This window comes from Asanoa ishikariensis, assembly GCF_900107455.1.
Lineage (GTDB): Bacteria > Actinomycetota > Actinomycetes > Mycobacteriales > Micromonosporaceae > Asanoa > Asanoa ishikariensis.
The window spans coordinates 244,031-258,151 of the sequence record NZ_FNQB01000005.1 but is presented as its reverse complement, the minus strand read 5'-3'; the positions used below and the strand labels follow the sequence as shown (position 1 = coordinate 258,151).

Sequence of the window (14,121 nt, the reverse complement as noted above, 5' to 3'; positions counted from 1 at the left end):
CGACCCCGGGTCGGGCCACGAATAGGTCTGGCTCTCTGTGAGCGCTCACAGGTAGGGTGCTCGGCATGACCGTCAGCGCCTGGTACGAAGCACTGAGCCCTTGCCCCGCCGCCCGTCCGGCCCGGGCGTGGTGCGACAGCGACGCCGAGACGCTCTCGCTGGACGGGCTCTGGCGCTTCCGGTTCGCAGGCCGGGCCGACGGACCGACCGACTTCGCTGCCACCGAGTTCGACGACGCCGCCTGGACCGACCTGCCCGTGCCCGCGCACTGGCAGCTCCACGGACACGGCGCACCGGCCTACACCAACACCCGCTACCCGTTCCCGCTCGACCCGCCCAGGGTCCCCGACGAGAACCCGACCGGCGACTACCGGCGCGTGTTCGACCTGCCCACCGGCTGGGCGGCGGGGCGGACCCTGCTGCGGCTGGGTGGCGTGGACTCCGCCGCCCGGATCTGGCTCAACGGCACCGAGGTCGGCCAGACCACGGGGAGCCGCCTGGTCACCGAGTTCGACGTGACGGACCTGCTGCGGTCCGGCGCCCCGAACGTCCTGGCGATCCGGGTCGTGCAGTGGAGCGCCGGCAGCTATCTCGAGGACCAGGACATGTGGTGGCTGTCCGGGATCTTCCGCGGCGTTGACCTGGTCGCCCGGCCCGCCGAAGACGCCCTCGACGACGTGACCGTGCGGGCCGGCTACGACCACCGCACCGGCGCCGGGACGCTGCGGGTCACCGCCAGCGCCCCTGCGCGGGTCCGCGTCCCGGAGCTCGGTGTCGACGCGGCAGCCGGCGAGTTCGTGACGCTCCAACACGTCGAGCCCTGGTCGGCCGAAAGCCCGCGGCTCTACGACGCCACGGTCAGCAGCGGCACCGAGACGGTCCGGTTGCGGGTCGGCTTCCGTACCGTCGCGATCACCGATGGGCTGTTGACCGTCAACGGCCAACCTCTGCTGTTCAACGGCGTCAACCGGCACGAGTTCCACCCCGACCGGGGCCGGGCGCTGACCGAGGAGGACATGCTCGCGGACGTGCTGTTGATGAAGCAGCACAACATCAACGCGGTCCGGACCAGTCACTACCCGCCACACCCGCGGTTCCTCGAACTGTGCGACGAGTACGGCCTGTGGGTCGTCGACGAGTGCGACCTGGAGACGCACGGCTTCTGGCTGGCCGAATGGCGCGGCAACCCCGCCGACGACGCGCGCTGGGAGCAGCTCTGCGTCGACCGGATGCGGCGCATGGTCGAGCGCGACAAGAACCACCCCAGCATCGTGTTGTGGTCGTTGGGCAACGAGAGCGGCAGCGGGCGCAACCTGGCCGCGATGGCCCGGTGGACCCGGGAGCACGACCCGAGTCGGCCGCTGCTCTACGAGCGCGACTGGTCCTGCCGCGACGTCGACGTCTACAGCCGGATGTACCTGACCGTCGCCGACGTCGAGGCGATCGGACGGGCCGCCGAGGCGCCGCTGGCGGACGCGGCGCTGGACGCCCGGCGCCGCGCGATGCCGTTCATCCACGCGGAGTACGCGCACGCGATGGGCAACGGCCCGGGCAACCTGCGCGAGTACCAGGACCTGTACGAGAAGTACCCGCGCCTGCAGGGCGGCTTCGTCTGGGAGTGGATCGACCACGGCCTGCGCGCCAGCACCGCCGACGGGCAGGAGTTCTACGCGTACGGCGGCGACTTCGGGGAGATCGAGCACGACGGCAACTTCGTCGCGGACGGCCTGCTGTTCCCGGACCGGACCCCCTCCCCCGGGCTGCTCGACCTCAAGAAGGTGTTCGAGCCGGTCCGCATGTCCGCCGACGGCGACGGGCTGCGCGTCGCGAACCACTACGGCGTGCGCGACCTGGCCCACCTGGAGTTCCGTTGGCTGCTCGAAGCGGACGGCCAGGAGGTGGCACGGGGCGTCCTCGACGTGCCGGACGTGACTGCCGGCGCGAGCGTCCGGGTGACGCTGCCGCTCCTTCCGCAGACCCGCGGCGAGGCGTTCGTGACCGTCCGGGCCGTGCTGGCGGCGGACGAGCCCTGGGCGAAGGCGGGGCAGGAGGTGGCGTGGAGCCAGCTAGCGGTGGCGGCCGACCCGATCCCGCCGGCTCCGGCGAGGCTGCGCGTGCACTCGTCGGCGGACGGGATCCAGGTGGGTCCCGGGCTCTTCGACGCGCGCGACGGGCGGTTGCGCCACCTGGGCGGGTTCGCCGTTGCCGGACCGACCCTGCAGGTCTGGCGGGCGCCGACCGACAACGACCGGGCACCGCACGGCGAGGCGCTGGAGCCGGTCTGGCGTTCGCTCGGCCTGGACCACCTGCGGCACCGGGTGGACGCGGTCGAGGTGGCCGACGAGGCTCTGGTGGTGCGCACCCGCGTCGCCCCGGTGGGCACGGATCTCGCGCTGCTGGCCACGTACACCTGGACCGCTCTTGGTGACGATCGGCTCGGGCTCGCCGTGGCCGTCGAGCCCGTCGGCCCGTGGGCGTGTCCGCTGCCGATGCTGGGCGTCCTGTTCGGACTGCCGGACACGCTGACGGGGGTGGAATGGTTCGGGCGCGGGCCGGGTGAGTCCTATCCGGACACTGGGCTCGCCAACCGGGTCGGCCGGTTCTACCGCACGGTCACGGACCTCCAGACACCGTACGTGTTCCCGCAGGAGAACGGCCGGCGCGCGGCGGTCCGCTGGGCCACGGTCACCGACGGGCAGGGCGCCGGTGTGCGGGTGTCCGGGCCGGCGCCGTTCGGCCTGACCGTGCGCCCGTGGCGGACCGAGGCGCTCGACCGGGCGGCCCATCCGACCGACCTGCGGCCGGACGGGCACACCTGGCTGACGCTGGACGCCGGACACCACGGCATCGGGTCGGCGTCCTGCGGCCCGGGCGTGCTCCCGGCCTACCTACTGCCAGCGGCGCCGGCCCGCCTCGACCTGGAGCTCCACGTCCTAGGGCAAGGTGACGCCGGATAGTCGCGCGCACTCCGCCACGAGGGCGTCCTGGACGGCGGGGTCGTGCGCCTGCTCGTTGAAGGTCACGCGGGCGCGCTCGTGGAAGAACGCACCGGTGACCAGGACGGCCGGGTCGGTCGACGTGGCCAGCCAGACCGCGGTGTCCGAGCCCGCGGCGACGTCCAGGGGTGCGACGTCGCCGCTCATCTTCGTGGCGATCCAGCCGGGATGAACGGCGTTGCACAGTGTCCCGGGATAGCGCCGGGCGACGGCGAACGCGATCGCGGTCATCGCCAGCTTCGAGTCGGCGTAGGCGTCGCCGGCCGTCCACTTCGACTCGTGCTGGAGGTCGGCCACGTCGATCCGGGCCCGGACGATCGAGTCCGAGCTCACGTACACCAGGCGTTTCGGCACCGGCAGCAGCGCGGTCAGCACGTACGCGGACAGGGCGTTGACCTGGAAGGTCTGTTCGAGGCCGTCCTCGGTCAACGGCCGTTGCTCGGCCCGGCTGACCCACCCCGCGTTGTGGACCACGACGTCGAACTCGCCCAGGGCGGCCACCTGCTCCGCCAGCGCCCGGGTCTGCGCGAGCGAGGCCAGGTCGCCGGTCACGAACCGGTCGGTGACGCCGGCGGCCCGGCGGTCCGCGGCGCGCCGCTCGTCGCGGGCGTGCCGGACCACCTCGTGGCCCCCGGCGGCCAGCCGGTCGGCGATCCCGGCGCCGATGCCGTCGCTGGAGCCGGTGACGAAGACCCGGCTCATGACTGGCTCCTGATCGTCACCAGCACGCCGTCCGGGTCGAGCAGGGTGGCCGAGGTGCCGCGGTCGGCGAGCAGACGGCCGCCCGCCGCGACGGCCCGCACCACCGCGGCCGGCAGGTCCTCGGCCGCCACGCTGACCGAGCGGAAGCCGACGAGCGGCGCCTCGGCCGGTGGCGTCGGGTTGCCGCCCGTGGGCACGTCGAAGCTGAACACCTCGAGCACCGCCGCCCCGGCCCGCAGGTAGGTCATCAGGAACCCGCGCGGGTCGTCGTGGTGCCGGATCTGGCCGATCAGCTCGAAGCCCAGCCCGTCGCAGTAGAACCGCAACGTCGCGGCCAGGTCGGCGACCGTGACGGCCACGTGGTCGAAGCGGGGTGCGTCGCGCGGGCCGGGCAGGTCGGCGGCCTCGGCGTCCACGTGGTCGGGCGAGTGGACCACCTGGTAGTTCAGAGCGCCCTGGATGTATTCGAGCCGCGCGCCGTCGGGGTCGAGGAAGAACGCGATGCGGACGTCGCCCAGCACGTCGGCGGGCGGCGAGAGCACGGTGACGCCGGCGGACTCCAGTCGGCGGATCCGATCGTCCACGTCGGAGACCTTCAGCCCGACGTGCCGGACGCCGCCCTGGAGGTCGTCGTTGACCCAGTCGCCGATGGTGCCGTCCGGACCGATCTCGGTGAGCTCGACCAGCGCGGGGCCGGCGGAGAGCAGCCCGTCGCGTACCTCGGTGAAGCCGAGCAGGTCCCGGTAGAACCGGGTCGACCGGTCGAGGTCGCGGACACCGAGCCGGACGGTGTGGAGTCTGGTGGAGGGGATCGCTTCGGTGGTCACCGCGCCGCCTTCCGGGGGACGTCGTAGCCGAATGCTTGTGCGGGCAGGCTACGTGACCGCTCACAGCACCGCCACCGTTCGCGCTCCCACCCGCGCCCGAACCACGATCCCGTTGCCAACGGCAGATGATCGGCGATCACCAGGCATCGAAACAAATCCGCAACAGAGCCTTGACAACGGATCACGCCGACTTGGACGCTGTGAACGCTCACAGTCCGCGCTATCGACCCGGATCTCAGGAGAGCACATATGCTTCGCGACAAGACCAACTCTGTTGACGCCCAGGCGTTCGGGCGGCGCACCTTCCTTCGCGGCGTGGCCGGCATCGGCGCCGCCGTGACACTGCCGGCCCTGCTCACCGCCTGCGGCGGCGACGAAGAGGCATCGGCACCGCCGAAGGGCGACCCCGACGCACCGGCGAACCTGACCTTCTGGACGTGGACCACCAACATCGAAAAAGTGGTCGACATCTGGAACGCCAAGAACCCGACGCAGAAGGTGTCGGTCAGCCGGCAGGCCCAGGGCGAGGAACTGATCACGAAGGTGCTCACGGCCCACCGCGCCGGGAACGCACCCGACCTGATCCACGCCGAGTACCAGGCCCTGCCCGTGCTGATCACCAACGGCGTGACCGCCGACCTCACGGAGCTCGCCGGCACCATCAAGGGCGAGTTCACCGAGGGGACCTGGGGCCTGACCTCGTTCGGCGGCACGACGCACGCGATACCGCAGGACGTCGGCCCGATGATGCTCTACTACCGCGCCGACCTGTTCGACAAGCACGGCCTGACCGTCCCGAAGACGTGGGCCGAGTTCGAAGCCGTGGCCCGGCAGGTGCGGGCCAAGGACAGCAAGGCCTACCTGGCCACCTTCTCCTCGGGCGACCCGGGCTGGTTCGCCGGGCTCGCCGAGCAGGCCGGCGCCAACTGGTGGGCCAACGAGAGCGGCACGTGGAACGTCACCATCAACGACGAGCCGACCAAGAAGATGGCGGCCTTCTGGGGTGGCCTGGTCAACGAGGGAGTCCTCTCCGGCAAGCCGATGTACACGCCGGAGTGGAACAAGGAGATGAGCGACGGCACGCTGCTCGCCTGGCCCAGCGCCATCTGGGGCGCCGGCGTGCTGGAAGGCGTCGCGCCCGGCACCAAGGGCAAGTGGGCGATGACCGCGCTGCCGCAGTGGGACGCCGGCTCGGCCAGCACGGGCTACTGGGGCGGCTCCGCGACCGCGATCTCCGCCAAGTCCAGCCAGCGGGCCCAGGCGGAGAAGTTCGTCAAGTGGCTCAACACCGACCCCGAGGCGACCTCCGCGATGATCAAAGAGGGCGGGATCTACCCGGCCGCGATCAGCGGTCAGTCGTCACCGGCGCTGTCCGCTCCCCCGGCGATGATGCCCAACCAGCCGACGTTCTACGCCGACGCCGCCGCGATCGCCAAGACCGCGCGTGGCTTCTCCTGGGCGCCGAACGTCAACGTCACCTACAGCAGCTACAGCGACCTGTTCGCCAAGGCCATCGCGGACAAGGCGGACTTCGGCGCGGCGGTCGACCAGCTTCAGGCCGCGTCCGTGGCCGACCTGAAGAAGCAGGGCTTCCAGGTCAAGGGGGCTTAGCCGGTGACCGCACTGTCCACCGGCCGGCGGCCGGCACGGCGGCGCGGCGGGTCAGCCCCGTTCGTGCTGGTGGCGCCGGCCGTCGTACTCCTGGTGACGTTCCTGCTCGTCCCGATCGGCTACACCGTCTACCTCAGCCTGCGCGCCGCGCGGGTCACCGGTGGCGGGTTCGGCCGGCGGGTGGAGCAGTTCGTCGGGCTGGAGAACTACCGAGGTGTGCTGACCGACTCGGCGTACCTCGACGGGGTGGTCCGGATGCTCGGCTACGGCGCCGTCGTCGTGCCGGTCATGCTGGGCCTCGCGCTGTTGTTCGCACTGCTGTTGGACACCCCACGCGTCCGGCTCGCGCGGACCACCCGCATCGGCATCTTCCTGCCGTACGCGGTGCCCGGGGTGATCGCGTCCCTGCTGTGGGGCTTCCTCTACCTGCCGGGCCTCAGCCCCATCCGGTCGGTGCTCACCTCGGTGAACCTGCCGGCGCCGGACTTCCTCGGACCGTCCACGGTGTTCTTCTCGGTCGCCAACATCGGTGTCTGGGGCGGCGTCGGGTTCAACATGATCGTCCTGTTCACCGCGCTGCGCGGCATCCCGGGCGAGATGTACGACGCGGCCCGGGTGGACGGCGCCTCCGAGATCCAGATCGCGCTGCGGGTGAAGATCCCGCTCATCACGCCGGCGCTGGTGATGACCGCCATCTTCTCGATCATCGCCACCCTCCAGGTGTTCAGCGAGCCCGCCACCCTCCAGCCGATGTCCGACTCCATCCCGTCGACCTGGGTCCCGCTGATGACGATCTACCGCGACGCGTTCGTCAACAGCGACATCCACACCGCGGCCGCCGCCTCCGTCGTGCTGGCGTTGGGCACGCTCGCACTGTCGATCGGCGTGCTCACCCTCTTGCAGCGCCGAGCCTTCAGGAGCGACCAGTGAGCCTCACCGCCGACCGTGTGACCACCTCGTCGCGACGCACGAAACAGTCGAACACCAGGTCTCCGAGGCCCGGCGGCGGCCGACTTCTGCCCACCGCCATCCTCGTGCTGGGCGCGCTCTACTGCGTCGGGCCCGTGGTCTGGGTCGCGGTCGCCTCGACCAAGGGGCCGGCCGAGCTGTTCACGACGTTCTCCTTCTGGCCCAGCTTCGAGGGCGGCTTCTGGTACAACCTCACCCACCTGCTGCGCTACCAGGACGGCATCTACCTGCGGTGGGCCCTCAACAGCCTGCTGTACGCCGGTGTCGGCGCCCTGCTGTCCGTCGGTGTCTCGGTGCTGGCCGGCTATGCCCTGGCCAAGTACCGCTTCCCGGGCCGGAACGTGCTCTTCTACGTGATCCTCGCCGGCGTGCTGGTTCCGCAGATCACCCTCGCGGTGCCGCAGTATCTGCTGATCTCCGAGCTCGGCCTGGTCAACTCCTACTGGTCCGTGCTGCTGCCGAGCGTCATCAGCCCGTACGGCATCTACCTGGCCCGGATCTACGCGACCGCGGTGGTGTCCGACGAGCTGCTGGAGGCCGGCCGGATCGACGGCGCCGGCGAGTACCGGCTCGCCTGGTCGGTCGGGCTGCCGCCGATGCTGCCGGGCATGGTGACGTTGCTGCTGCTCCAGTTCGTCGCGATCTGGAACAACTTCCTGCTGCCGTACATCATGATCTCCGACGGCGACCGCTTCCCGATGACCGTCGGGCTGTTCACCATGCTCAACGTGAGCTCCAGCCAACCGGTGCTCTACTCGCTGGTGGTGATGGGCGTCTTCCTCTCCGTCCTGCCACTGATCGCGCTTTTCCTTTTCCTGCAACGGTTCTGGCGGATCGACATGATCTCCGGCGGACTGAAGGGCTGAGCACATGCCGCAAGAAGCACTGCCGTTCCCATCCGGTTTCGTGTGGGGCTCGGCCACTGCCTCCTACCAGGTGGAAGGAGCCGCCGACACCGACGGACGGGGACGGTCCATCTGGGACACGTTCTGCGATGTGCCGGGCGCCATCGTCAACGGCGACACCGGTGCGGTCGCCTGCGACCAGTACCACCGCTATCCGGCCGATGTCGCGCTGATGGCCTCGCTCGGTTTGAGCGCCTATCGGTTCTCGGTCGCCTGGCCGCGCATCCAGCCCGACGGGCGGGGCGCCGCCAATCAGAAGGGGCTCGACCACTACCGGCGGCTGGTTTCAACGTTGCTGGAAAATGGCATCGCGCCGTACGTGACGCTGTACCACTGGGACCTGCCGCAGGCCCTCCAGGACCGGGGCGGCTGGCCCGCCCGCGACACCGCGTACCGGTTCGCCGACTACGCGGGCATCGTGCACGACGCGCTCGGCGACGTGGTGCAGCACTGGATCACCCTGAACGAGCCCAAGGTCTCCAGCCACGCCGGGTACGGGAGCGGCATCCACGCACCCGGCATCCGCGACCTGGACCAGCGCAACCGGGCCGCACACCACCTGCTGCTGGCACACGGGCTGGGCCTGCAACGGCTGCGGGCCGGCGGGGGTCAGCTAGGCATCACCCTGGACCTCAGTCCCGTCGAACCGGCCGGTCCGGCCGAGGACGACGTCGCGGCCGCCCGGCGGGTCGACGCCGACAGCCACGGTCTCTTCCTCGAACCGATCCTGACCGGCGCGTACCCGCCTGGCCTCTTGGACTCCTCTTTTGTTGCCCCGGGGGACCTCGAGCTCATCAGCGCCCCGCTGGACTTCCTGGGCGTCAACTACTACCGGCGGGTGCTGGTGCGGGCCGTGCCGGACGGGCACCTGCGGGCCGAGACCGTGCTTCCACCGAACACGCCGGTCACCTCCGTCGGCTGGCCTGTGCAGCCCGAGGGGCTCCGCGACCTGCTGGTCGGGCTCTCCGCCCGCCATCCGGGGCTGCCGCCGATCTACATCACGGAGAACGGCGCCGCGTACCCGGACGTCGTCGGCGCGGACGGCCAGGTGCACGACCCGCTGCGGGTCGACTACCTGCACCGGCACCTGCTGGCCCTGCGTTCGGCGATCGAGGCGGGCGTCGACGTGCGGGGCTACTTCGTGTGGACATTGATCGACAACTTCGAGTGGGCGGAGGGTTTCACGGCCCGGTTCGGCATCGTCTACGTCGACCACACCGACCAGTCCCGGGTGCCCAAGACCAGCGCGGGCTGGTACGGCCAGGTGGCCCGGTCCAACGCCGTGCCGCCCCCGTGAAACGTCGACGTGCGAAACTGACCGCGCCCGACCCACCGCAGCCTGAGGATTCGTTGTGGCCGACGCGACAGACATCACCGACCCCTCGCCACACCCGAAGTCGCGCGGGGCGGCGCGGCGGGCGCTGCGGCGCGGCCCCACGATCGACGACGTCGCGGAGGTCGCCGGGGTCTCCCGGGGCACGGTGTCCCGGGTGCTCAACGGCGCGCACTACGTCAGCCCGGGCGCGCTCAAGGCGGTCGAGCAGGCGATGCGGACCACCGGCTACACCGTCAACCAGAGCGCCCGCAGCCTGGTCACCAAGCAGTCCAACGCCATCGCGTTCGTGCTGTCGGAACCGCAGGAACGGCTCTTCGAGGACCCGAACTTCAGCGTCCTGCTCCGCTGCTGCACCCAGGCGCTGGGCGAGCAGGACTTCAGCCTGGTGCTGATGCTGGAGTCCAGCGCGGACGAGCGGGACCGGGTCCTGCGGTACGTGCGCGGCGGCCACGTCGACGGCGTCCTGCTGATCTCCGCCCACGCCGGTGACCCGTTCATCGGTGACCTCGCCCGCGGCGTGCTGCCCGCCGTGGCCTGCGGGCGGCCGGCCGGGCACGGCGTCAGCATCCCCTACGTCGCCGCGGAGGACCGGCAGGGCGCGCGCGAGATGACGCAGTACCTGGTGGACCAGGGCCGGCGCCGGATCGGCATGATCGCCTGCCCGCAGGTCGTCGGCGGGCCCGAGCGACTGGCGGGCTACCGCGACGTGCTGGGCCGCAAGGCGCTCAAGCGCCTGGTGGTCGACGCGGACGACTACAGCCACGCCGCCGGTGTCGCGGCGATGCGCTCGCTGCTGGCCACGAGCCCGGACATCGACGCCGTCTTCGCGGCCTCCGACATGCTCGCGGCGGGGGCCATCGACGAGCTGCGCCGGGCCGGGCGGCGGGTGCCGGAGGACGTCGCGGTCGGCGGGTTCGACGACTCCCGGATCGCCCGCGAGACCGACCCGCCGCTGACCACGATCCGGCAGCCGCTCGAGCAGGTCGCCCGCGAGATGGTGGACGTGCTGCTGCGTCTGGTCCGCCGCGAGCCGGCGTCGTCCCGGCTCCTGCCGACCGAGCTCGTGGTGCGCGAGTCGGCCTGACCTCTGGACATCACGGTTGTCGATGCGCTTAACTTGCCTGTGAGCGCTCACACTGCCCCTAGGAGGAGCCGTGGTCCGCATTCCCCGACGGATCTGCGCGGCCGCACTGGCCGCGACGACCGTCCTCGCCGTTTCTGGCGCGGGCAAGCCACCGACCGCCCCGGCCATGGCCAACCCTGGCTTCGAGACGGGCTCCGCGGGGTGGACGACGCGCGGTGACAGAGCCGCCGCTCTCGTCGAGGCCGATGGCCACAGTGGAGGGTTCCGGCTGACCCACGCGTCCGCCTCCTCCTATCGGGTCGAGACCTCGCAACGGCTCTCGGGCATCGCGAACGGCGACTACACCCTGCGGGCCTGGGTGCGCTCCAGCGGCGAGTCGGCCCATCTCGTGCTGCGCGACTGCGGCGGGGCCGACCAGCGGCTCGCCGTGCCGCGCACCGGCACCGCGACCGACCCATGGATCCAGGTCGCGCTCGGCGTCCGGGTCACCCGGCACGCCTGCACGATCGCGCTCGCCTCCGCCAGCGGGCAGGAGGGATGGGTGCAGATGGACGACGTCTCGCTGGCCCGTGGCGGCCACGACGGCCGGCTCGCGATCCGGGGCGCCGACGTGTCCCACCTGACCAAGAACGTCGACCACGGCGCGGTCTACCGCGACGCGAAGGGCCGGGCGACCGACCCGCTGCGCCTGCTGGCCGCCAACGGCGTCAACTACGCGCGCCTCAAGGTGTGGGTCGACCCGGTCGATGGCTACAACGACCAGGCCGACACGCTGCGCAAGGCCCGCTGGGCACACGAGCGGGGCATGAAGCTGCTGGTCGACTTCCACTACTCCGACGCCTGGGCCGACCCGGGCAAGCAGAACAAGCCGGCGGCCTGGGCCGCGCTGCCGTTCGACGGCCTGCGGCAGGCGCTCTATGACCACACGTACGACGTGCTGTCCGCGCTCCGGGCCCAGGGCACGCCGGCCGCGATGGCTCAGGTCGGCAACGAGATCAACGGCGGTCTACTGTGGCCGGACGGCCGGTGGGACAACTGGGACGGTCTGGCCGCGCTGCTCACCGCCGGCTCGCAGGCCGTACACGCCGCCTCGCCCTCGACCAAGGTCGTCCTGCATCTGGCCGAGGGCGGCAACAACGGCGGACACCGCTGGTGGTTCGACAACGCCGTCAGCCGCGGTGTGCCGTTCGACGTGATCGCCGTGTCGCACTACACCTACTGGCACGGCACCCTGGGCGCGCTCCAGGCGAACCTGCTCGACCTCACCACCCGCTACGGCAAGCCCATCATGGTCACCGAGACCGCGTACGGGTTCACCACCGCCGAGCAGGACCACGAGGCGAACATCTTCACCCAGGCCCTCGCGGACACCGCCGGCTGGCCGGCCACCCCGTCCGGCCAGACCCGGGCACTGCGCGACCTGTGCACGACGGTGGCGGCGGTGCCGGGCGCGCTCGGCGTCTTCTACTGGGAGCCGACCTGGACGGCGGCCGACGGCGCCGGCTGGGACCCGGCCGACCCGACGTCGGGCGACGGCTGGGAGAACCAGGCCCTGTTCGACTACACCGGGCGCGCGCTGCCGGCCATGCGGGTCTTCGCCGAGTTCTGAACCGGCTCAGGGCCGCCGCGGGGGATGAAGGCAGCGGCGACGGCGGCCACGAGGGCGCCGGCGGCGCAGAACAGGAATGCGCTGGTGAACGCGGATGCGTGCGGGAACGGGCTCCCGAGCGCCACCCCGCCGGCGAGGATGCCGGCCATGACCTGGGTGCCGATCGAGGAGCCCACGGAGCGGATCAGGGCGTTGACCCCGGCCGCCTCCGCCGCACGGGCGGCGGGCACCGCGTGCACGACGGTCGTGGGTATCACCGCCAGCGCCACGCCCACGCCGACCAGAGCGACGAACGACCAGCACAGGACCGCGAGCTGGCTGCCGTGCGAGACGGCGAGCAGGAGGGAGCCGAGCGCCGTCACACCGGCGGCGGCCGCGAGCGTGGAACGGCCGCCGTAACGGTGGTACAGCATCGCGGAGACCGGGCCGCCGGCCATCATGGCCAGGCTCCCGGGCAGCAGGAGCAGGCCGGCACGGGTGGCGTCGGCACCGAACCCGTACCCGGTGCTCACCGGCGCCTCGGCGAACTGCGGCACCAGCACGAACGCGCCGAACATGCCGAAGCCGACCAGGAACGTCGTGATGTTCGTGACGAGCACCGGCGGGCGGGTCAACAGTCCTAAGTCGACCAACGGGTGGGCCTTACGCCGTTCCACCACGCCGAACAGCACCAGCACCAGCAGCCCGACGGCGATCAGGCCGAGGGTACGCCCGGAAGCCCAGCCCCAGGCGCTGCCGCGGCTGATCGCGAGCAGCGGGAGCGTCACGCCGATGCCGAGCAGCGCGGTGCCGGCCAGGTCCACCCGCCCGCCGGTCGAGTGCCCCTCGGGTTCGGGCATGCCGAGGCGGACGGCCGCGGCCGACCCGGCCGCCATTGCGGCGGTGATCCAGAAGATCCAGGTGTACGAGGTGTGGTCCACGATCAGGCCGCCGAGGACGAGGCCGAGCCCGCTGCCGACGCCGAAGATCGCTGAGATCATGCCGATCGCCCGCGCCCGCCGCTCGGCGGGGAACGCCGACCGGGCGATGCCCACGGCCAGCGGGATGACTCCCCCGCCCGCACCCTGCAGCACGCGGCCGGCCAGGACCACGCTCAGGTCGTCGGAGAGTGCGCTGATCACGGAGCCGGCCGCGAACACGACCAGGACGACCACGAGCAGCCGGCGCCGCCCGAAGAGGTCGCCGAGCCGGCTGAAGACCGGAGTGAAGACCGCCGCCGCGATCAGGTAGGCGGTCAACATCCAGGTCGTGTTCTGCGGCTGGGTGTGCAGCGCGGACGCGAGGGCGGGCAGGGCCGGCAGAACGGTCGTCTGAGCCAGGGCGTACGCGAGGGTGCCCAGCCCCATGGCGACGAGCGCCCGGTTCATCGGGAAGGTGTCTTTCATGGTCCCCTCATAAGTGGACTCCAGAGTCCGGATGGGGGCGACTGTAACCGGTCTCGCGGGTCCGTTTACGTCAGCGAGGGCTCCCTGTGTTCGAACGCACAGCGGTCAGGGACGCAGCGCCTGGAGCGTCAGCTCGCCGTACCGACGCCAGAGCGCGGGGTCCCGGTCCGAGATCTTCATCAGTTGCACCGTCATGCCGCAGAGCACGACGCGCAGGTCGAGCACGGTCGCGTCGGCCCGGACCCGACCGGTCGACTTGGCCGCCTCCATCAGATCGGACAGCCCGTCGAGCAGACCGGTGGTGCTCCGGAGCTGTGCGTCCCCGAGCACCTCGGACAACAGCCTGTCCCCGGCGAGGCGCTCGAAGAGCAGGAGCACGTAGGTGCTGAACACCGCGTACGGATCCGGCTGATCCAGCGCGGGGGCGGTGAAACCCGCCAACTCCGCCAGCCGATAACGGAGCACGGCCGCCACAAGATCTTCCTTGGTGGGATAGCTCCGGTAGACCGTCGCCTTGCCCACCCCGGCCCGCTCGGCGATCTGCGGCACGGTCCCCTCGAGCCCGGCCTCGCCGAACACCTCCAGCGCCGCCGCGAAAACCCGCTCATGGTTACGACGGGCGTCAGCCCGGCGCAACGGGCTCGTCTCGGCTGGGTCCACACCGTCATTGTGTCGCCCCGGCAGTGATGAGTTGTCG

Annotated in this window: 11 protein-coding genes; 7 read left to right on the top strand and 4 right to left on the bottom strand. The window is 71.4% G+C overall.

The genetic code is table 11. The features are described 5' to 3' along the window. Positions 1 to 65 precede the first annotated feature (65 nt). Positions 66 to 2,957, top strand: a complete 2,892-nt coding sequence (locus tag BLV39_RS38115) for a glycoside hydrolase family 2 TIM barrel-domain containing protein (protein WP_090804081.1) — start codon at positions 66 to 68, stop codon at positions 2,955 to 2,957. Here the strand turns inward: BLV39_RS38115 and BLV39_RS38110 are convergent. Beyond that, on the bottom strand, positions 2,934 to 3,698 hold the full coding sequence (locus tag BLV39_RS38110; protein WP_090803454.1) for an SDR family NAD(P)-dependent oxidoreductase: 765 nt from the start codon (positions 3,696 to 3,698) through the stop codon (positions 2,934 to 2,936). The two genes, BLV39_RS38115 and BLV39_RS38110, sit on opposite strands and share 24 nt — an antisense overlap. After that, complete coding sequence (locus BLV39_RS44555; protein WP_090803452.1) at positions 3,695 to 4,525, bottom strand: VOC family protein; 831 nt, start codon at positions 4,523 to 4,525, stop codon at positions 3,695 to 3,697. The genes BLV39_RS38110 and BLV39_RS44555 overlap by 4 nt, the downstream gene beginning before the upstream one ends. Before the next feature lie 249 nt (positions 4,526 to 4,774). On the opposite strand from BLV39_RS44555, the gene BLV39_RS38100 reads away from it, so the two are divergent. The 6 genes from BLV39_RS38100 (at position 4,775) to BLV39_RS38075 (ending at position 12,039) form a co-directional block, all read left to right on the top strand. Continuing rightward, a complete protein-coding gene (locus BLV39_RS38100; protein ID WP_090803449.1) occupies positions 4,775 to 6,136 on the top strand; it encodes an ABC transporter substrate-binding protein in 1,362 nt (453 codons plus the stop codon). 3 nt (positions 6,137 to 6,139) lie between these two features. Beyond that, complete coding sequence (locus BLV39_RS38095) at positions 6,140 to 7,066, top strand: carbohydrate ABC transporter permease (RefSeq protein WP_090803448.1); 927 nt, start codon at positions 6,140 to 6,142, stop codon at positions 7,064 to 7,066. Beyond that, positions 7,063 to 7,971: a carbohydrate ABC transporter permease gene (locus BLV39_RS38090; RefSeq protein ID WP_239084034.1), complete on the top strand. Its 909-nt coding sequence runs from the start codon at positions 7,063 to 7,065 to the stop codon at positions 7,969 to 7,971. Before BLV39_RS38095 ends, BLV39_RS38090 begins: the two co-directional genes overlap by 4 nt. A 4-nt stretch (positions 7,972 to 7,975) precedes the next feature. Beyond that, on the top strand, positions 7,976 to 9,307 hold the full coding sequence (locus BLV39_RS38085; protein WP_090803445.1) for a GH1 family beta-glucosidase: 1,332 nt from the start codon (positions 7,976 to 7,978) through the stop codon (positions 9,305 to 9,307). A 55-nt stretch (positions 9,308 to 9,362) separates the two neighbouring features. Continuing rightward, positions 9,363 to 10,430 carry a LacI family DNA-binding transcriptional regulator gene (locus tag BLV39_RS38080; protein WP_239084033.1) on the top strand — a complete coding sequence of 356 codons (1,068 nt, stop codon included), beginning with the start codon at positions 9,363 to 9,365 and terminating at the stop codon, positions 10,428 to 10,430. Positions 10,431 to 10,500: 70 nt separating this feature from the next. Further along, positions 10,501 to 12,039 (top strand): glycosyl hydrolase 53 family protein, encoded by a 1,539-nt coding sequence (locus BLV39_RS38075; protein ID WP_239084032.1) that lies wholly within the window; start codon positions 10,501 to 10,503, stop codon positions 12,037 to 12,039. On the opposite strand, the gene BLV39_RS38070 is transcribed toward BLV39_RS38075, so the two are convergent. Further along, positions 11,991 to 13,424, bottom strand: coding sequence for an MFS transporter (locus BLV39_RS38070; RefSeq protein ID WP_090803442.1), 1,434 nt, complete (start codon positions 13,422 to 13,424; stop codon positions 11,991 to 11,993). The two genes, BLV39_RS38075 and BLV39_RS38070, sit on opposite strands and share 49 nt — an antisense overlap. A gap of 105 nt (positions 13,425 to 13,529) precedes the next feature. After that, complete coding sequence (locus tag BLV39_RS38065; RefSeq protein WP_204082967.1) at positions 13,530 to 14,084, bottom strand: TetR/AcrR family transcriptional regulator; 555 nt, start codon at positions 14,082 to 14,084, stop codon at positions 13,530 to 13,532. Between the last annotated feature and the right edge of the window lie 37 nt (positions 14,085 to 14,121).